The organism is Streptococcus sp. 27098_8_22 (assembly GCF_041432415.1).
Taxonomy (GTDB): domain Bacteria; phylum Bacillota; class Bacilli; order Lactobacillales; family Streptococcaceae; genus Streptococcus; species Streptococcus pseudopneumoniae_M.
In genome coordinates, this window is record NZ_JAPVZP010000008.1 from 1 (window position 1) to 19,344 (window position 19,344).

Sequence of the window (19,344 nt, forward strand, 5' to 3'; positions counted from 1 at the left end):
TTTGATTTCTGTCTTGTGTTTTTTCAAGTCCAAGGTGTATCAGGAAGTATGAATACTGACAAGTGAGAATAAAAAAAGACAACTGTCTCTTTTACAATTGTCTTTGTTTGTGATTTTATATTGATAATTTTTGATTAAAGTTCTGCAATCTGATTAAGATTTACTTCCGCTACTGTATCATTACCAAACATAGAGATAATCATTTTGACTTTGTTGTTATCAATTTCTGTGATCTTACCTGTGTAATCAGCGAAAGCACCGTCAATGATGCGAACAGTTTGGCCAACTTCAACATCAATATCAAATTCTTGGACAGTTTGACCCATAGAAACTAAAATATCGCGAATTTCTTGTTCCAAAAGTGGAGTTGGCTTTGATCTGTTTCCGTGTGAGCCCACAAATCCTGTTACGTTTGGTGTGTTACGCACAACAAACCATGCTTCGTCGGTCATAACCATTTCTACAAGAACATACCCTGGAAAGCGATTTTCTTCGATTTCTTTTTTCTTTCCATTTTTTTCCACTTGCACTGTTTGTGTAGGAATCTCAACACGCAGAATATTTTCTAACATATTGTATGTTTGTGCACGCTGCAATAGATTTTCTTTTACTTTATTTTCGTAGCCAGAATAAGTTTGTAGCACAAACCATCCTTTATCAAAACTATCCATGTTTTTTCCTTTCCTAACTGAAGAATTTCAGCGACTAGATCTTTTTCTTAGCTTATTTTAAAAAATATTAATAAAACGAATCAATCCGCTAACAATCAATTGGTCAAAAATATAAATCATCACTACAAAGAAAGCAGTGTATTCCATGATAGATTTAAAATCTAACCAACTTTCCTTGCGAGTCGGCCAAGTTGTTTCTTTAAGAAGTTTAAAAATGTCCTTAATAAAACGCATCGTTTTCTCCTATCTCGTTTCTCGGTGTGTGGTGTACTTGCCACAGTGTTTACAAAATTTATTTACTTCTAAGCGTGTTGGTTTTGGATTTCCACTAATCTTAATCGAATAGTTTCTAGAACCACAAACCGCACAGGCTAGACTTGCTTTTTTAAGTGCCATAACGCCTCCATCTTACCTATTATAACAAGAATCCTCTGCTTTGACAAGCTTAATTGTTTTTTGTATTCTTAAATCTTTCATTTTAAAATTGTGGTAATTTCTCAAAGTAACTTCCACCATAGCGGAACTTAATCTGAAACGCTTTCAGATAAGGGGATTTTGTGCGCTCTTTTTTTCGATTCATTTTGGCTATAAAAGCGATGAAGTCAAGCATTAGTAAAACCAGTGGAACTTAACCTGACACGGATTTCCACTGGTTTTTACGATTTTTATCAGACTAACTTCCACTTGGATTAGCTGTGGAACTTAGTTTGGGAATTTAGCGTTACAATTTGTCAAATAAGGCTTTCTTTCAATAACGTACCGAATTATTTAGAAATTGAAAAAACCCAGGAATCATCCTAGGCTTTATGGTTCTTATTTACCAAGGTAGTATTCAGAAACTACGTTCAATTTTTCGTCAAATTCGAATACCAATGGTGGGAAGTTAGGGATTTCTACGTCCATGATTTCGTCGTCTGACAATTGTTTGATGTGTTTTACAAGAGCACGGATTGAGTTACCGTGTGCTCCTACGAATACGTTTTTACCATCTTTAAGAGCTGGAGCGATTTTATCTTCCCAGAATGGAAGGGCACGTTCCAAAGTCACTTTCAAGTTTTCAGCATCTGGGATAACTGAGTCGTCAAGTGAAGCATAACGACGGTCTGTGTGAGCTGAGTGCTCATCATCGCGATCCATTGCTGGAGGCAATACATCGTATGAACGACGCCAGATGTGAACTTGTTCATCACCAAATTGTTCAGCTGCTTCAGCTTTGTTTTTACCAGTCAAACCACCGTAGTGACGTTCGTTCAAGCGCCATGATTTTTCAACTGGAACCCACAATTGGTCAGATGCTTCAAGAGCCAAGTTAGTTGTTTTGATTGCACGTTTCAATACTGAAGTATAAGCTTGGTCAAATTCGATACCAGCTTCTTTGATCAATTTACCAGCGTCAATCGCTTGTTGTGTTCCTTTTTCAGACAAATCAACATCAGCCCAACCAGTGAAAAGGTTAGCTTTGTTCCATTCAGACTCACCGTGGCGAGCAAAAACCAATTTTACCATTTGATGGATACTCCTTTTATTTTCCGAGGTTTCCCTCGTTTATCTATTCTATTTTACACAATTTTTCACAAAAAAGCTAGTCAAAATCAATCAAAAAAGAGAAGAGACTTCTTGACTCTTCCCTTATTATGTATAGAACTATCCTTCAATTTGGAAATGTTTTAAGCTCGACAAGTATAGCGCTCCACCAATGATGAGGATAATTCCACCTATCCATCCTAAGAACGGAATCAATGATACTACCGATCCAACGATAAATAAGATAGACGGAGCAAGTGAGATACGCTTGTCATCCTTATAGTAGACAAGAGTGAGAATTCCTAGGATAAGAGTTGCTATTTTTACTAAAGTAAAAACAAGGAAAACAATTCCCAAAATCACTCCCGCAAAATCTTCATTTTCAGAAATAGCTGCAATCATAACGATAACGACTGGTAAAATTGCTAAAACAGCTCCTGCAATGATTCCAATAATTCCATCAACTTGTGCAAGTGTTTTTGTCTTCATAACTGTCTCCTCAAAATGTTATACAATCGTTATTTTATCATATTTTAGTTTTTATTTAAAGTTTTTACCAGTCTGGTACGGAATGATGATTAATGATTGATGATTGATGATTTCGTCACTGGGTCTCTATACGAATCAAACTAGTGATATTTAAAGTGTAATAGTTCTATTGTTTTACTTGTTATTTTACATTATGTTCAGTCGTTCAAGTAATCCATTTATTTTTTTCATAATTTCGTTAAATATTCTCACTCAAATCAGAAACTATATCTAATTTCCTTCTAATTAGAGGAGAAGCATTTATTATTTGATTTGTTACTAATCTTTAGTATTCCTAATTTTTAGCCTATTATACTTATAATTCTTCTTTAGTTTTCCCTATTATTTTTAACCTTAACTTTAGTTACAAGTCAGTTTCCTTCTCAATCTTGATCATCTTCTAGATTTTCTAACTGTTTTATATTTTCAATTTTTCGCCCTACACTCTTCTGTAAGGCTATCTGAGTTAAATATCCGTTTTCTTGTTCTATGCCTTACTCAGATTTAATTTTGTGCTCTTGATCGTTTCTGAAAGAATTATACAACTAGTATTAATAAATTATTGACTAATTTACATACAGTAATTTTCCGAGATATAGTTATCAGGAAAAAATTTAATTTATCTGACTTCAAATAGTAAAACGAGCAATTGAACTCAAAAAGAGTCTAGGACAAAAGTCTAACCTTAAATATAAAAAGCGCAAAAAATCACTTCCTGTACTATACTGTAATTGAAATTTTTTTATTTTGGGCGTTAGAACTATTTCCTCAGTCCTAGCGCCTTTTCTGTTTGATAAGTCTGCTTGGTGGAGAGTAGTTTGTAAATGATTCTGAGAATCTTATGAGCACAAGCAATGACGGCTTTCATCTTACTTCCTCTTGGGGAAATTCGATTGTATAGTTTATTGAAATAAGATATGAACAAAGAGGTTAGGAAAGTCAAGTTAATTTCTAAAAATGTTTTAGAATCCATGGTGTACTACTCTAAGTTCAATCCACTATAAAAAGAAGAAAAAGATGGATCCTTAGAATGTGCTGCAATTAATCCCGACATGGTCAAAGCCTATTTGATATATCGATTTCTTTGCGTGATGTGCGAGGATTTTTTAATGCCAGCACTTTCATAAGACCCTGAGCAGATCCCAGCCCATGATGCTAAGTTTGCATCGAATGGAAAGGCTGTAACAGTTGGTCCAATCTTAGCTAGAATAGTGGCAGCACAGTTTTCATTCACACCAGGAATGGTTTGAAGTATCCTATTTTCCTCAGGGGAACTCCTTTTCGATGTAGCGTTGAATCTCATCGGTCAGTTTTTCAATAAGTTCCTGATACATCTTCAAAGGTTACAACTACTGGACCATCATTATTAACCTTGATGTCTGTTGTTGGGTTAACTTTCTTAACTTTATCTGCTACTTTAGCTTTTTCGGCATCTGTAAGCGATGAGGGGGTTACAACTGAGTTACAGCTGAAGTCTTAACGCATTTTGAGTCAGCTTCTTGTGAAATACATAAATCATATCCTCAGTTAATTTTTAAATTATGACATGTCTTTAACATACAAATTAAACTACAAAACACAGCTTCATTTTAGTCAATCATTTTGAATTATATATTTAAAAATTCTTTTCATACAAAAAAATTCTAAAATGACAATTTTTCTTATAAAATACAATATAATAAATGTAGGCATATTCTTTGTTTTTTTGATTTACTTGTGATATAATAACTAACATCTTAAAAAAATATGATTTTTGTTTGTTATAATCAATTTTATTATAGGAGGAATGATTTATGAGAGCTCTATTGACTCAAAAAGAACAAAGGCAATTAAGAATTTTAGAATATTTATTTGAAAATCCAGACTGGATCCACTTAGATCCTCTAGCAGAAGCCCTAAATATCAATACACGTATCATTAAAAGCGATATTAAGGAAATGCGCGAGGTTCTATCATGCTTTGAAATCCAATCTTCCACAGCTGGTATCAGACTGGCTAACCCTAAAAACTTGGGCATCGAACGAATTTACCGCCACACTTTGCAAGATTCTTCTCACTTCCAGGTATTAAGAGCATTCTTTTTATTGACAGAACCATTTACCTACGAACATCTAGCCCAAAACCTTGATGTTTCTCTTCCTGCCCTTCGCAAAAAGGTCGCCGAGATTAACAATACTCTACAAAGTAAATACCGCTTCAAACTCAAGGTCACTCCAATCTCTATCATTGGTGATGAAAGAGACATTCGCTTTTTCTTCGCCCAATATTTCCATGAAGCCTACGGTTACTTCAAGTGGCCATTTCCTGAATCTAGGAAAGATATTGCAGAGTTTGTAGAATTTTTCCTAAAGCTAACAGGCTATCCTGCCAACTATACAAACCTACTACAGATAGAAACTCTAATCGCCGTTAATCTTCATCGTTTTAAAAACGGTATCACGATTCAAACAGTCAGTGATTCTGAAAAATTACTCCTTATCTACGACCAACTTCCAGAGTATCTGGAGCGACTTGAACCGTTGGCTAAGAGTCTGAATATTGAACTCAATCCTGATACCCTAGAACAACTTTTTCACTCCTTTATTCAAAAAGGAATCTTCTTTACAGTCGAAGATTTTCTAACTGCCCGCTCAATTGATCCACAAGTTGACAACTCTTACCACGCTGCCCGTGATGTCCTTGATAACTTGACACGTGATTTTGGCTTTCACTTCTCAAATACAGATGAGCTGGTCTGGCACTTACATAACACTGCGATTCTTGAACGTCAAGAAATTAACTCTGAATCCTTTATTTCACACAATAAATCATACTCTCTTAAAAAAGTTAAAAAGTTCTTCCCTAAATTTTACGAAGCAGCTGTTTTGGAAATGATGCGCTATAAGTCTAGCATTGGGCAGAAAGAACATGCCTATGCTGTTGTCCATTTGGTCTATACGCTCTTCACTCACGCTTCAGATTTGATGGAACAACTGTTAGAATCACTTAATAACATTCGTGTCCTTGTTTTGAGTGAGTTTGACTTTGCACATCCTCGATCGCTTATCTCTCTTTATAAATTCTATACCTCTAAGAATATCCAATTCGAAACCTGGGACAAAGAAACACTGAATGTTGACGAAATTATGGAGGCTGGATACGATGCCATTTTGACTAACTTCGATATAGATGGCCTAAAACATCCAAATCTAATCAATATCGGTCGCATGTCCAATCTTCAGGTTATTAATGAGCTTAACACCATTTCAATTGGTAGGCTTTAAGGAAGGCTTCTTTTGAAAGATCAAGCATTCACAATTTTATTTCTATATGGCCACTCAGCTTAACTATGCAAAGACGAAAAAGCTAGAATTCTGAATATCAGAAAACTAGCTTTTTTTGTTTATTTTTTTATCCTACCATAGAATTCCCTTATAGGATAAAAGGAGGGCTATAAATAATAAAGCATAGAAGAAAATGAAGAGCCACTTTAATTTCACACATAGAGCTACATATTCACGGATAAAGGCTGACGGAATGTAATAGCCAGCTGTCCGACATCCCAAGCCATCTCCTTTCATGCCTAACTTGCGAGCATAGGTACTTGTTCTAAAAACATGATAATCATTTGTCACAAAAAGAAATTGGGGGCTTGCTACCAGTTTCTCGCCAAGCTTCTTAGAAAAAAGAAGATTCTCATAGGTCGTTCTTGATTGTTCCTCCAGGATAATCGCATCTTGGGGAACATCTGTCTCGGTAAGCAGATAATTTGCAATCGCCTGAGCCTCAGATATCTTTTCATCCGCCCCTTGTCCACCGCTGGCAATAACTTTTATATGAGGATTCTTAGACTTGTGGTAAGCTTCTACTGCCTTATCAATTCTCCTCTTTAGCAAAGGTGTTACCTTTTCTCCACCTAGTAAACCTGCACCGTGAATGATAATAAAATCATAATGCTTCTTCTTAGGAATAAAGAGATACAAGATAGAGTACAACATAAAACCCGCAAAGGCAAAGCCAAAAATAAAATAAGAGTAGAAAATGAATACAAATAAAATGTTTAGAAAGTGATTGGTGTAAAATAATTCATTTTGACCTCCCAATCGAAATGAAATCAAGGCAAAAAATACCAAAATGACTATTCCAAGAAGCATGGAGAGATAATTGGCCTTTGAACGTCCCTCTCGTTTCAGCAGGATAACACCATTATAGATTAAAAAGATACCACTTAGAAAAAGCAACAAGGGGAGTAAAACAAAGGCTACTCCATAGAAAGCAAGCTGAACATTCTCATAACCGTTTTTATAAAAAAGGTAGGATAGATAAATATAACTCGAAATGAGAGATAATAAAAATAATACTGGATTCCACAAACTCCTATTATCCTTCCAAAATGACAGGATAAATGCTAATACAATTCCTATAACGAGATACATTTCTTCCTCCTTTAATGATTCTATTTTATCATAATTATCCACATAGAAAAAGAGGATCTAAGATCCTCTTATCCTTCTATCCTACTCTCTGCATCTGCCACCACTTGAGCAAGACTGGTTTGGCTCAGCTCCTGCTCCATGGCTAGCTGAATCTTTTGTAATTTCTCATCTAAAACCCCATGGATGTTAGCTCCTACTGGACAGGCTGGATTGGGATTGTCATGAAAACTAAAGAGTTGTCCAGTTTTTCCAAGGCATTCGACCGCTTGATAAATATCCAAAAGACTGATATCCTCAAGATTTTTGATAATCTCTGCCCCTCCAGTTCCACGCGCGACTGAGATTATCTCTGCCTTTTTCAGTTGGGACAAGGTTTTACGGATAATAACTGGATTAACTCCTACACTACTAGCTAGAAAATCGCTAGTCACCTTGCTTTCCTTCCCTTTTAGGGCAATAATAATCAACATGTGAGTCGCAATGGTAAATCGACTTGAAATTTGCATCCTCTTCTCCTTTTTTCGTCAGATTAGTTCCTTCTTTTCTTAAGTTTATTATATCTCTTCTAGTTGTAATGTCAAGAATTACCACTAAGCCAGTCGTCTAGTTCTGCATCATGCCCTTGACTTTGGGCGATTTCATGAAGTAATTCTTGATTATGAGTATGGTGAATCCCATTAACCAAGCTTTCATAATAAACTTGGTAGTAGGGTAATTGTAAGTCTTTGGCTAGCTGTAATTCTGCCTCAATATCATAATCAACCCGACGAAAATCGATATCTTTCAAACCTTTTTCATCAAACTCTAAAATCATGTACTGAGCACGTAAGTCCTTGCGTAAATTTTCAGATAAAAAGAAGGGTTGACCAATGGAACCTGGATTCAGGATAAGCTGGCCACCACTACCATACCGAAGAAACTGTTGATGGATATGACCATAAATGGCAATATCGCAGTCTGGATTGGTGACAAGACGGTCAAAGTCCTCTTGCTTTCCAAGATGAATCAGCTCTCGTCCCCAATTTTTATCAGGCAAGTGATGGCTAATCCCTAGCCTCAGATCTCCAAACTGGCGATGAACTTGCAAGGGATAGTTCTGCAGCGCCTCAATCTCCTCGATGCTGACTTCTTCCATGATATACTGACACTGGCGTAAGAGATAACGATGACTGGGTCTACTTTTATCTAACTTACGATGGCAGGTGCGCCATAAGCTCTCCTCCCAATTTCCCAGAACTCTAAGAGTGATGGGTAAAGTCTCCAATGTATGGAGAATATTTTTTCGTCCTGTTCCTGGCATGAGGATATCTCCCAAGAGCCAATACTCATCAACCTCCGACTTCTGCGCATCTGCTAAGACAGCCTCTAAAGCTGTCGTATTGCCATGTATATCCGATAATACTGCGATTTTTGTCATATCTCTTCCTCTTAGCTTTTCTATTTTTATTATAACAAACTCCAAGTTAAAGTCAAAAAGCATCTATCCTCCTATCGTTTTTTACTTTACTTTTTTAGTGAAAAGGAATACAATGAATGTAATAAGAATGAGGAGGTTTTTGCTATGACACAACGTTATGAAAACATCATGGTAGCGGTTGATGGTTCTAAGGAAGCTGACTTGGCTTTCATCAAAGGGGTTCATTCAGCACTGCGTAACCAAGCAAAACTAACTATTGCCCATGTCATTGACACGCGTGCTCTTCAAAGCATCTCAACATTTGATGCTGAAGTTTATGAAGAGTTACAAGTCGAGGCCAACGATTTGATGGCAGAATATGAAAAGCGTGCAAGAGATGCTGGTCTCACAGACATTAAAGTTGTTATTGAGATGGGGAACCCTAAAACTCTCTTAGCTAAAACAATTCCAGACAAAGAAAAGGTTGATTTGATTTTGGTTGGAGCAACAGGGCTCAATGCTTTCGAGCGCCTGCTAGTTGGTTCTTCATCAGAATATATCCTACGCCATACCAGCGTTGACCTTCTCGTCGTTAGAGATAAGGACAAAACTTTGTAATAAAAAAGAAATGAGGTTGGGATTTTTCTCCTAACCTCATTTTTTTCATAAATTGTTGATGCAGTAGATGGAGCCAGGAAATCAAAACATCATTCAAGGCTTTCTTTTCTATCGCCTATTTCTTATCGGCTCTTTCCTTGTGGCGTTCATAGGCCTTTATCTGACGCTCAATCTCCTTTTTAATGGCTGGTTCTGGAGCATATCTCTCCTCCCAGTCATCTGGTTTTAGGATTTTGTGAGTAACTGGGTCAAAATGAGCTTTTCCATCAGGAAACATTTTACCCATATTGGCTTGATGGACAATATCAAAAATCCGCTCTGGATCCACTCCCATCAAAACAAAGCTACCATAGGTGAAATACAAGGTATCAATTAAGGCATCTACTTGCCCTACCAAATCTTGCTTAGCAGGTGTTTTCTTAGCAACTTTCTCTGCTGCTTGATCCAATGCTTGATGTAACTGTCCAACTGCCCGTTCGAAGTCTTCTTCAGAAGAGCTAGCAGCTCGAACAAACTCGACCAGTTCTTCTATCTTAAATCCTGCTCTATGGGTGGCACCTTCTAAATCCCAAGCTTGGGGCTCCTCTTGAGTTCGTTCATCCATCATGTGGTGGAAGGTCTTGACCTTATTGAAATGATAGTCACGGCTGACAAAGACTTTCTCTGAAGCCAAAACACCAAAGTGTTCCAAGGCCTTGTGAATCCCATCTTGCTGGTTGCTGGTTGTGATATGCTTCGCCACTTCCTTGACACTGCTACTACCATTGCCCATAGCGACTGACATCCCAACACCCGCCAGCATCTCTAAGTCATTGTCTGAGTCACCAAAGGCCATGACTTGATTGAGATCAAAACCATACTCTTTTCCGACTCGGCGAATGCCTTCTAACTTGGAATTTCCTTGGTTGATGACATCGGCTGCAAAAGGATTACTACGAGTCAATTTCAAGTCTTTAAAATCAGCTGCTGTTTTCTCAGATTCTTCTGGCGTCATTAGCATCAAAACTTGATAAATGGGCTGATTCATCAACTGAAGCAAGTCTTCTTCCTTCTGAGGAACAATCTTACTCACCATTCGATTAAAGGAATGACTAACTGTACGAGTCAACATAGAGGGGACAAAACGACTCACCCTTTGAGAAAAAGAACCTAGGCCAAAAGACATGATTTTCGAACCCAGCATGGCATCCTTGGTCCCTAGAGCAATCTCCTTTCCCTCTTTTTTGGCATAGGTGATCAACTGCCGTAAATGAGACTTGGAAAGAGGACTTGTAAACAAGACTCTGTCTTTATTAAAGATATATTGGCCGTTATAGGTTACGGCAAAATCCAGATCTAAATCTTCCATTAAATCCTTAACAAAAAAAGGTCCTCGCCCTGTGGCTACTCCAACAAGCACCCCCTGGTCCTTCACAATCTTAATCGCGTCCTTAGTGGATTTCAAAACACTCTTGCGATCGTTGACTAGTGTTCCATCGATATCAAAAAAAACAGCTTTGACTTCCATCCTACCTCATTCTCCCCTTTTGTGATACAATGATTATACCACATTTCAGAAAGAGTGAGTAAATCATGCCTAAGAAAATCCTTGTTTTACATACGGGTGGTACTATTTCCATGCAAGCCGATGCTTCTGGCGCTGTTGTGACTAGCCAAGAAAACCCTATGAATCATGTATCCAATCCACTTGGAGGAGTTGAAGTCCACGCGCTCGACTTTTTTAATCTGCCAAGTCCCCATATTAAACCCAAGCATATGCTGGCCCTCTATCAAAAAATCAAAGAGGAGGCTGATCATTATGACGGTTTCGTGATTACACATGGGACAGATACCTTGGAGGAAACTGCCTATTTCCTCGATACCATGGAGGTTCCTCACAAACCGATCGTACTAACAGGGGCCATGCGTAGTTCCAACGAACTCGGAAGCGATGGTGTCTACAATTATCTCAGTGCCCTACGCGTAGCGAGTGACGATAAGGCTGCTGATAAGGGTGTCTTGGTCGTGATGAATGATGAAATCCACGCTGCTAAGTATGTGACCAAGACGCACACGACAAATGTTAGTACCTTTCAAACGCCGACCCACGGCCCTCTTGGGCTCATCATGAAATACGAGATTCTCTACTTCAAAACAGCTGAACCCCGTGTTCGTTTTGACCTTGATAGGATCCAGGGCTTGGTTCCAATTATTCCAGTCTATGCTGGTATGACAGAAGAACTCCTTGATTTGCTTCCTGTTGACCAGCTAGATGGTCTTATTATCCAGGCCTTTGGTGCTGGAAATGTTCCCAAGGAAACATCACAAAAATTGAACGCCCTTATCCAAGAAGGACTCCCAATCGCCTTGGTTTCTCGTTGTTTTAACGGGATTGCTGAACCTGTTTATGCCTATGAAGGCGGTGGCGTTTGTCTACAAAAGGCTGGTGTATTCTTTGTCAAAGAACTCAATGCTCAAAAGGCTCGTCTCAAACTCCTCATTGCTATCAATGCTGGCCTTACAGGGGATGAATTACGAGCCTATATGGAAGGATAATACTCTTCGAAAATCAAATTCAAACCTCGTCAACGTCGCCTTGCCGTACTCAAGTACAGCCTGCGGCTAGTTTCCTAGTTTGCTCTTTGATTTTCATTGAGTATAAAAAAGTCGGTGAGATAGAAATTACTAGACCACGTCTTGTTTTCTAGTCACCCCCGTAAGCCTTCTACCATCAACTTGATGCTTGAACCATTGACCAAAAAGCTTTTACTACTAAAAAGCGAGGTCGGGATTTTTATCCCGACCTCTTCTTGTTAATCTTTACGAGTTGAATGACGTTCTACCAAACCATGTGGCAAAAGAACTTCACGCTCTTCTAACTCTTCCTTATGCATAATCTTCGTCAACATACGCATACTAATAGCGCCAAGGTCATACAAAGGTTGCGCAATGGTGGTTAGGTTTGGACGAGTATAGCGCGCGATTTGTGAATCATCACTGGTGATAATTTCAAAGTCTTCCGGTACAGAAACTCCCTTGTCAGCAAGTCCGTTCAAAACACCTGCCGCTAATTCATCACCTGTTACAATCGCTGCTGTTGCTTTAGAAGAAATCAAGCGTTCTGCCATGGCATAACCATCAACATAACGGTATTTTGATTCAAAAACAAGACCTTCACTGTAGTTAATTCCCGCTTCTTTCAAAGCATCTTTGTAACCAGCCAAGCGAATCTTACCATTAATATCATCCACTAATGGTCCACTAACGAAGGCAATTTTTTTATTTCGTTTCAAGAGATGGCGGACTGCATCAACAGTAGCATGTTTATAGTCAATATTGACACTTGGAAGTTGGTGTTCTATGTCAACTGTTCCTGCAAGAACCACAGGTGTGCGTGAGCGTGAAAACTCTGAGCGAATCTTCTCAGTTAAATGATAACCCATGAAGATAACGCCATCCACCTGTTTAGAAAAGAGAGTATTGACCACAGATACTTCCTTTTCATCATCCTCATCACTGTTAGCAAGGACGATGTTGTATTTGTACATTTCCGCGATATCGTCAATCCCTTTAGCAAGGGTAGAGAAATAAGTGTTTGTGATATCTGGAATAACAACTCCAACTGTTGTTGTTTTCTTGCTTGCTAGACCACGAGCTACTGCATTAGGGCGGTAGTCAAGACGATCAATGACCTCTAGGACTTTTTTACGGGTGTTTTCTTTGACGTTCTTATTGCCATTGACAACACGACTGACAGTTGCCATTGACACTCCCGCTTCTCGGGCAACGTCATAAATTGTTACTGTATCATCTGTGTTCATTCCGTTTCCTTTCTACTTTGAAAATTTTGTTTTCATGATTCCACTGCTTTCATTTTACCACTAATTGTAAGCATTTTCAAGCATTTGATGAAGATTCGTTGAAAAAATTTCAAAATCATTCTCATCTTTTTAAAGGTAGTTGACTTTTCTTGATTTTTCTAGCAGTTTGCAGTATGATAATAAAAAAATCAATTAGGAGATAGGGATGGCTTTTACAGATTCTCATAGACGATGCGCTAGTTTCGGTGTAGTGACCAATTTACCCGACGATGTTATCGATTCAATCTGGTATATAATAGATCATTTTTTAAAGCATGTTTTTGATCTAGAAGATGAATTGGAATTTCGGCTTTTGAATAATAAAGGCTCCATCACTTTTCGTTTTTCTAGTCAACATCTTCCAACAACGATTGACTTCGACTTCAACCATCCCTTTGACCCACTCTATCCACCTAAAGTTCTGGTGCTAGATATGGATGGGAAGGAAACCATTCTCCTACCAGAAGAAAATGACCTATTTTAAAAACTCTAGCTTCCCCTATCTACTTAGGAAACTAGAGTTTTCTTTTTGCTAATAAATAGAACGACTGACTACTATACCACTTGGTTTGGTATATTCTAAATCAAGATAATCCTGATAAGTTCCTGGGACGATAAATCCTTGGGGGCTGAGAATGTCTGTTCCAGCTTTACCCACGATAGAGTCAGCCAATAAGACACAATTTGTACTGAGAACAAAATAGGTCTTAAACTTAGACGAACTAAACTTATAAAGAGTGGCATCAGCCTCGTGTTTCAGCTGATAAGAATAGGTATGCTTGATTTCTCCTTCTCTTCTTTTCATGAGTTGAGAGCTTGGTTCCCAAGGAATTAAGAGTTCTTCAATTTCTCTCAGTTGTTCCTCTATTGCTTCTTTCTGTTGTTCAGACAAGCTTAAGCCATAGGCAAAGAGAGTTTTCTGGCTTTCTCTCTTACAGAGTTCGATATACTTTTCTCGATTAGCCTTAAATAAAACCCCATCCCCAATCATCCCAAATAAACGCTCCGAGTGCGGATCATAAGAACCATAGGAAATAACCTGACCTTGATAGCAGATATCCACATGCCCCATGGCTAAAAAGAAAGAGGATTCTGAAGTATGGATAAAAATTTCCATATCAACTGTCTGGTCATTTTTTCTCTCTGAATGTACTTTCCCTTCTTCGGACTCATGATTAGAAAACCATTTATTCAATCGACGTAGGGTATTGATAGGAATTAGAGCTGTTATAAAAATGGGCAGGGTCATTCGTATCTTCCGCTTAAGTCTAGGATTACGGATTCCTTTTTCAAAAAAGAAACCATCTCTGAGACTACTTGCCCCTAACATCAGTAAGTAAAAACCAAGTAAGAGCAATTCAAAATTTGTTGCGTCATGAAAAGGGGAGATACTATAGAGACCAAATCCCATCATCCACAAAGCATCAAATAAGTAATTGAGCCTCGGATGGATATGATTATTTCGGTAAATCAACCAGGTAATCAGGCTAATTAAACCTGTAAACAATTGATAACTTCCAATAGCAATGACTAAGACATAGAGGGCTATCCCTTGCAGGATGACTGAATCAAATAGAATGACAGAAAGTCCTAACTTGGCTATGGTTACAAAAATATTTTCTCTACGGGACTTTTCCTGAAACCATCGTGTCAATAAATGCCAAACAGTCGACAAGGAAAAGTAGGCCATCAAGAGTTGATAACCAAGCCTCGGTACAATCTGTCCAAAACAAATCAAGAGAAGACCGAGGATAATAGCTAGCATTCCTTCCCCTAGACTTTTCCATTTACTATAAGTTTCGAAAAACTTAGGCATTTTCTTTCTCCAATTGACGATACAAGTGGCGGATCGGTTGTTTCAGTGTTGGATGGATGAAATGCGGAGCTATTTCTTGGAGTGATTCTAAGACAAAGAGACGTTCAGCAATATAAGGATGAGGCAAGATGAGGTCGTCTGTATAGATGATCTGGTCCTCTACAAAAAGCAAATCCAGGTCAATCAAGCGAGGTCCCCAATGAACCTCTCTAACCCGTCCCATCTCTGATTCAATCTCTAACAAGGTTTCTAACAAGATTGGAGCTGGCAACCAGGTTTCCACTTCAATGACTTGATTGGCAAAGCTATCCTGCTCCACACCACCCCAAGGCTCGGTCGTCAAAACACTAGACTCTTTGAGAATGTGGATGCCACGAGCTTGCATTTGGTCAATAGCTTGCTTGAGATTAGCCGTCTTATCCCCCATATTGCTTCCTAAAGCGATAAAGGCACGCTGCTTGCGACGGTGGATGGTTACTGAACAAGTATCCAGCGGTAGATGGATAGGTGCCCAAGGTTTTTTTAGTTCCAGCTCAATCTCTTGAACGAGAGGGTAGGTCTCAAAAGTACGCTCTACTAGTTTGTAGGCTACTGTTTCAATCAAGTCCTCAGTATTTTCCTGAAACCATGTCGTCCATTGCTGGCAAAGTTCTCCGTAATGGACAGAAGCAGTTAAATCCAAGTCTGTCGCAGCCTTGGTCATATCATAGGATAGGGTGGCTGAAACGACAAACTTCTGCCCCAGTTCCTTCTCACTAGGAAAGAGTCCATGAAAGGCGAAAATTTCTAGGTCTTTAATTCGCAGTTGATCCATAACTAGTCCTTTCTAGAAAAATCCGCCCAAAGCGGATTCTTTTTATACTCAATGAAAATCAAAGTGCAAACTAGGAAGCTAGCCGCAGGCTGTACTTGAGTACGGCAAGGTGAAGCTGACGTGGTTTGAATTTGATTTTCGAAGAGTATTATAGTCCCATGAGACGATAAGCCTGATCACGAAGATCCTTATCTGTCTCAAATAGGCCACGAGCCACTGTTGTCAAGGTTGCAGTTCCTGGTTTTCGAACACCGCGCATACTCATACACATATGTTCTGCTTCAATGACAACGAAGGCTCCCTTGGCTCCCAAATACTCCATCAAGGCATCAGCCACTTCGATATTCAAGCGTTCTTGAATCTGTGGCTTTTTCGAATAAACTTCCACCGTACGAGCTAATTTTGATAAGCCTGCTACACGCCCATCAGGAATGTAGGCAATATGAGCTCGACCATAAAATGGTAAAAAGTGGTGTTCACACATGGTATGGAAAAAGATATCCTTTTCCACTACCATATTGTCATCAATAATCTCAAAGGATTTTGACAGGTGCTCTTCAGCAGTTTGACCAAGACCTGAAAAAATCTCTTGGTACATACGAGCGACACGGGCTGGTGTTTCCTGCAAGCCTTCGCGATTTGCATCCTCACCAACTGCCTCGATAATCATTTTTACAGCTTCTTCAATCTTTTGTGTATCCATTCTAATTTTTCCTCTCCATTAGGTAGGTTCTCACTTGGGCTAAAAAGTATAATGAGCCCGTGATAATCCTAACTGTTTTTTTCTCTTCATTTTCTGATAATTTTTTATCTAGAAATTCCTGCCAACCTTGGTAGTTGAGATTTCTAGAATCAGCCATCTCTTTCAAGACTTTTTCATCCGTCGCCCGACTATCCTCAAAATGAGTTAGTGTAATCTTAGTATTGGACAAAGTTTCTAGCAAGTCCAACATATCCTCCAAGGCCTTGGTTTTGATACAAGTAAAGAGGATTTCCTTCTGATAGTCCGTAAAGCGTTCTTTCAAGGTAGCCAACAAGGCCTTGATGGCATGGGGATTGTGGGCCCCATCTAAAATCATCAAGGGTTCCCTATAAATAACTTCCAAGCGTCCAGGCCAGCTTGTTTCTTCCAAAGCTTGAGCCACTAAAGCATTATCTGGTAATTTTTGACCAGTCTCTTTGCAATAGCTATCTAACAAGGCCAGCGCCATCCCTGCATTCTCTATCTGGTGCAAACCAAGCAATCCTGTTTGGAAACGACCTTGTCTGACTGAGCTTGAATAATCAAAGATTTCGCCCGTCTCCACACTCTCATGATGGCTAACTTGATAATCTTCCCCATAAGCAAACCTAGAAGCTTGTTTCGCTTTCACAATCTGGTCGATAACCGACAAGGCTTCTGGGACAATGTGGCCTGTCACTAGAGGAACTCCTTGCTTGATAATCCCTGCTTTCTGCTCTGCTATGGCTTCCAAGCTGTCCCCTAAAAGCGCTACATGGTCTAATCCGATAGTCGTGATGCCTGTTAGGATAGGTTGGCAGACATTGGTACTATCCAAAAGTCCGCCCATACCAACTTCCATGATCGCCACATCGACTTGCTCAGAAGCAAAATAGTCATAAGCTATAGCAGTGATAATCTCAAATTCTGTCGTTCCTTGCAAGGCTTGAGCATGCTCTCCTTCAAGTAGTGAACGATAATCCGCCATCAAGGACTCTAATCTCGCTTCTGGGATAGATTCCCCATTAATGACAATCTGATCGGTATAATGAATCAGATAAGGAGAGCTAAAGACACCAACTCTTAGTCCCATCTTTTCCAACAGATTCTTCAAAAAGGCTATAGTAGAGCCCTTTCCATTGGTTCCACCAATATGGATAACCTTGAGTTTAAGATGAGGATTGCCACGTAAGGCTAATAGCTCCACCATCCTCTCCAGACCAAAATGCGGTTGGTCTGTCCGGTAGTTTGCTATCCACTGGTTCGTTTCGTTTTTATTCATGTTATTTATATTGTTTCAAATCTAAATTTTCCGCATGGTCTGCCAGACGGATGGCTGATGCAATTTCGACTGCCATCTTGTGACTGGCTACATCATGCACGCGCACTACTTCTACACCCTGTCTAGCAGCAATGCTGGTCACATGAGCCGAAGCAATATCACGATTGCGGAAGCCAGCTTCAGTATCTGGATTTACTTCAAATCCATTTTCTTCTAGAATATTAATGACAAATCGCTTACGAGAAACTCCTAAAAAGATAGGATAGCCCATCTCGTGAAGCTTATCAAGGTCACGTAGGAGAATGAGATTTTCTTTCTTTGTCAAACCAAAGCCAATCCCAGGATCCAGCATGATCTTATCTTGCGAAATCCCTGCTTTCTCTGCTCTTCTTAGAGTACGGTCAAAGAAAGCTGTCATCAATTCTTCTACTGGTAGTTGTTCAAAGTCTGCCAAGTCTTCCTTTGTAAAAGTCTCTCCAAATCCAAAATGAGGAAATATGAGTGAACTAGGGTGCTGAGGGCGTGCCATAACTGGATTAAACATGATGACTACCTGAGCTCCAGCCCTGGCAACCACCTCTGCCATTTTCTCATCACCCATGAGGCCTGTAATGTCATTGACTATATTAGCCCCAGCTCGTAAAGCCACTTCTGCCACCTGACTCTTCCAAGTATCTACCGAAATCCGAACATCACTTTCTTGACGAATAGCCTGAATGACTGGAACCACACGCTGGATTTCCTCTTCAATCTCAACATAGCTACTTCCAGGTCGAGTAGATTCTCCACCGATATCTAAGATAGTGGCTCCTTCAGCTATCAATTTTCGAGCCTGCTTCAAAGCTTCCTCAACAGCAAAAAACTGGCCCCCATCAGAAAAAGAATCTGGGGTGACATTGATAATTCCACAAATAGCTGTTTTTGTAAGATTGTCTCTTTTTTCCACGTTCATCACTCAAATTTCATTTAGATTAGTATTCCTCTATTTTACTGTTTTTTTTGGATTCTGTCCAATTATCCCTCGATACTCCCAAACTTTAAAAGAACGCAAAAAAAGGAGAAGCTGAGTTCTCCTTTACAATCCATGCTTATAATTAAATGCATGTGCTTCAATTTCTTCAATTGTGTCTGGGAAACGTTGTACCAGTCTAGCATTTAATAATTTTCTTAGACTTTCTTGTTGTGTTAATTCTCCCATCTCTAAAGCATGTCTTACATACTCTCTAACTTTCCAGTATTGTTTAGCATCTTCTATCAATAGTTTTTCAAATTTTTTAGGTCGTATAAATATTAATCTTACAACAAAAACAATTGCTGAAAAACTTAGCACTGTACCAATATCTGACAAACCAATTGGTACACTTAATAGCCAAATAATAAAAACTGTAAATAATGGATGTCTTTTAATAAAGTTTACTAATTTCTCAGTATTAAATTCTTTCGTTAGATGTTGAATATCCTTTTGCAAAACTGAAATATTTATTACACTAGCTTTTTCAGGGAAAGGATAGCTTTTAGCTCTTAAATGACCATCGACTTCTAAATGACACAAATCTTCACGTACAATAGGGTCAAAAAATCTAGCTTGATAATTTTTAAACTTTGTAGCTGCTCTCTCCTCAGCTGCTGACAATGTTTTCTGAATACCTATTTTTGTCGCCGCATGCCCTAGTGTTAAGCCAGAGCTAACTTTTAGTGAGTCTGTAAATAATCCCATTTT

At 38.8% G+C, this 19,344-nt stretch carries 21 protein-coding genes and 1 pseudogene; 4 read left to right on the top strand and 18 right to left on the bottom strand.

The features are described 5' to 3' along the window. Positions 1-134: 134 nt before the first annotated feature. From nusG to O3633_RS08205, 7 genes and pseudogenes are all read right to left on the bottom strand, one after another. Positions 135-671 (bottom strand): transcription termination/antitermination protein NusG, encoded by a 537-nt coding sequence (gene nusG / locus O3633_RS08175; protein ID WP_045763385.1) that lies wholly within the window; start codon positions 669-671, stop codon positions 135-137. Positions 672-728: 57 nt separating this feature from the next. After that, positions 729-905 carry a preprotein translocase subunit SecE gene (gene secE, locus O3633_RS08180; RefSeq protein WP_001211016.1) on the bottom strand — a complete coding sequence of 59 codons (177 nt, stop codon included), beginning with the start codon at positions 903-905 and terminating at the stop codon, positions 729-731. Positions 906-914: 9 nt separating this feature from the next. Further along, positions 915-1,067: a 50S ribosomal protein L33 gene (gene rpmG, locus O3633_RS08185; protein WP_001809375.1), complete on the bottom strand. Its 153-nt coding sequence runs from the start codon at positions 1,065-1,067 to the stop codon at positions 915-917. A 417-nt stretch (positions 1,068-1,484) separates the two neighbouring features. Further along, complete coding sequence (locus O3633_RS08190; RefSeq protein WP_000240128.1) at positions 1,485-2,177, bottom strand: phosphoglycerate mutase; 693 nt, start codon at positions 2,175-2,177, stop codon at positions 1,485-1,487. A 138-nt stretch (positions 2,178-2,315) separates the two neighbouring features. Further along, on the bottom strand, positions 2,316-2,684 hold the full coding sequence (locus O3633_RS08195; RefSeq protein ID WP_000853145.1) for a hypothetical protein: 369 nt from the start codon (positions 2,682-2,684) through the stop codon (positions 2,316-2,318). Positions 2,685-3,786: 1,102 nt separating this feature from the next. Further along, positions 3,787-4,026 carry a transposase gene (locus O3633_RS08200; RefSeq protein ID WP_371620958.1) on the bottom strand — a complete coding sequence of 80 codons (240 nt, stop codon included), beginning with the start codon at positions 4,024-4,026 and terminating at the stop codon, positions 3,787-3,789. 11 nt (positions 4,027-4,037) lie between these two features. After that, positions 4,038-4,169 (bottom strand): annotated as a pseudogene (locus O3633_RS08205) (hypothetical protein); the annotation flags it as partial. Positions 4,170-4,516: 347 nt separating this feature from the next. Between O3633_RS08205 and O3633_RS08210 the strand changes: the two are divergent. Next, complete coding sequence (locus O3633_RS08210; RefSeq protein WP_371620959.1) at positions 4,517-5,986, top strand: AcpB/EbpR/MafR family transcriptional regulator; 1,470 nt, start codon at positions 4,517-4,519, stop codon at positions 5,984-5,986. 132 nt (positions 5,987-6,118) lie between these two features. Here O3633_RS08210 and O3633_RS08215 read toward each other — a convergent pair whose 3' ends face one another. From O3633_RS08215 to O3633_RS08225, 3 genes are all read right to left on the bottom strand, one after another. Beyond that, the gene (locus O3633_RS08215; protein ID WP_371620960.1) at positions 6,119-7,138 is read right to left on the bottom strand and encodes a YdcF family protein; all 1,020 of its coding nucleotides are present in this window, start codon (positions 7,136-7,138) and stop codon (positions 6,119-6,121) included. Positions 7,139-7,206: 68 nt separating this feature from the next. Beyond that, a complete protein-coding gene (locus O3633_RS08220) occupies positions 7,207-7,644 on the bottom strand; it encodes an Rrf2 family transcriptional regulator (RefSeq protein WP_371620961.1) in 438 nt (145 codons plus the stop codon). Between the two features lie 71 nt (positions 7,645-7,715). Next, positions 7,716-8,555 carry a metallophosphoesterase family protein gene (locus tag O3633_RS08225; protein ID WP_371620962.1) on the bottom strand — a complete coding sequence of 280 codons (840 nt, stop codon included), beginning with the start codon at positions 8,553-8,555 and terminating at the stop codon, positions 7,716-7,718. A 144-nt stretch (positions 8,556-8,699) separates the two neighbouring features. Here O3633_RS08225 and O3633_RS08230 point away from each other — a divergent pair, with 144 nt between their 5' ends. Continuing rightward, positions 8,700-9,152 carry a universal stress protein gene (locus tag O3633_RS08230; protein WP_049504821.1) on the top strand — a complete coding sequence of 151 codons (453 nt, stop codon included), beginning with the start codon at positions 8,700-8,702 and terminating at the stop codon, positions 9,150-9,152. Positions 9,153-9,267: 115 nt separating this feature from the next. Here O3633_RS08230 and O3633_RS08235 read toward each other — a convergent pair whose 3' ends face one another. Next, complete coding sequence (locus O3633_RS08235; protein ID WP_371620963.1) at positions 9,268-10,659, bottom strand: Cof-type HAD-IIB family hydrolase; 1,392 nt, start codon at positions 10,657-10,659, stop codon at positions 9,268-9,270. 65 nt (positions 10,660-10,724) lie between these two features. On the opposite strand from O3633_RS08235, the gene O3633_RS08240 reads away from it, so the two are divergent. Beyond that, the gene (locus tag O3633_RS08240; protein ID WP_371620964.1) at positions 10,725-11,687 is read left to right on the top strand and encodes an asparaginase; all 963 of its coding nucleotides are present in this window, start codon (positions 10,725-10,727) and stop codon (positions 11,685-11,687) included. Positions 11,688-11,944: 257 nt separating this feature from the next. Here the strand turns inward: O3633_RS08240 and ccpA are convergent, their stop codons facing one another. Further along, positions 11,945-12,952 carry a catabolite control protein A gene (gene ccpA, locus O3633_RS08245; RefSeq protein ID WP_371620965.1) on the bottom strand — a complete coding sequence of 336 codons (1,008 nt, stop codon included), beginning with the start codon at positions 12,950-12,952 and terminating at the stop codon, positions 11,945-11,947. A gap of 205 nt (positions 12,953-13,157) precedes the next feature. Between ccpA and O3633_RS08250 the strand changes: the two genes are divergently transcribed. Continuing rightward, positions 13,158-13,475 carry a DUF960 domain-containing protein gene (locus tag O3633_RS08250; RefSeq protein WP_371620966.1) on the top strand — a complete coding sequence of 106 codons (318 nt, stop codon included), beginning with the start codon at positions 13,158-13,160 and terminating at the stop codon, positions 13,473-13,475. A gap of 48 nt (positions 13,476-13,523) precedes the next feature. Here O3633_RS08250 and O3633_RS08255 read toward each other — a convergent pair whose 3' ends face one another. The 6 genes from O3633_RS08255 to O3633_RS08280 form a co-directional block, all read right to left on the bottom strand. Next, on the bottom strand, positions 13,524-14,807 hold the full coding sequence (locus O3633_RS08255) for a DUF308 domain-containing protein (protein ID WP_371620967.1): 1,284 nt from the start codon (positions 14,805-14,807) through the stop codon (positions 13,524-13,526). After that, the gene (gene folK / locus O3633_RS08260) at positions 14,800-15,621 is read right to left on the bottom strand and encodes a 2-amino-4-hydroxy-6-hydroxymethyldihydropteridine diphosphokinase (protein ID WP_371620968.1); all 822 of its coding nucleotides are present in this window, start codon (positions 15,619-15,621) and stop codon (positions 14,800-14,802) included. The genes O3633_RS08255 and folK overlap by 8 nt, the downstream gene beginning before the upstream one ends. Positions 15,622-15,769: 148 nt before the next feature. Further along, positions 15,770-16,324 carry a GTP cyclohydrolase I FolE gene (gene folE, locus O3633_RS08265; protein ID WP_000380927.1) on the bottom strand — a complete coding sequence of 185 codons (555 nt, stop codon included), beginning with the start codon at positions 16,322-16,324 and terminating at the stop codon, positions 15,770-15,772. 1 nt (position 16,325) lies between these two features. Further along, positions 16,326-17,624: a bifunctional folylpolyglutamate synthase/dihydrofolate synthase gene (locus O3633_RS08270; RefSeq protein ID WP_371620969.1), complete on the bottom strand. Its 1,299-nt coding sequence runs from the start codon at positions 17,622-17,624 to the stop codon at positions 16,326-16,328. 1 nt (position 17,625) lies between these two features. Continuing rightward, positions 17,626-18,576, bottom strand: a complete 951-nt coding sequence (gene folP / locus O3633_RS08275; protein WP_371620970.1) for a dihydropteroate synthase — start codon at positions 18,574-18,576, stop codon at positions 17,626-17,628. Between the two features lie 123 nt (positions 18,577-18,699). Further along, positions 18,700-19,341 (bottom strand): hypothetical protein, encoded by a 642-nt coding sequence (locus O3633_RS08280; protein ID WP_371620971.1) that lies wholly within the window; start codon positions 19,339-19,341, stop codon positions 18,700-18,702. Positions 19,342-19,344 lie beyond the last annotated feature (3 nt).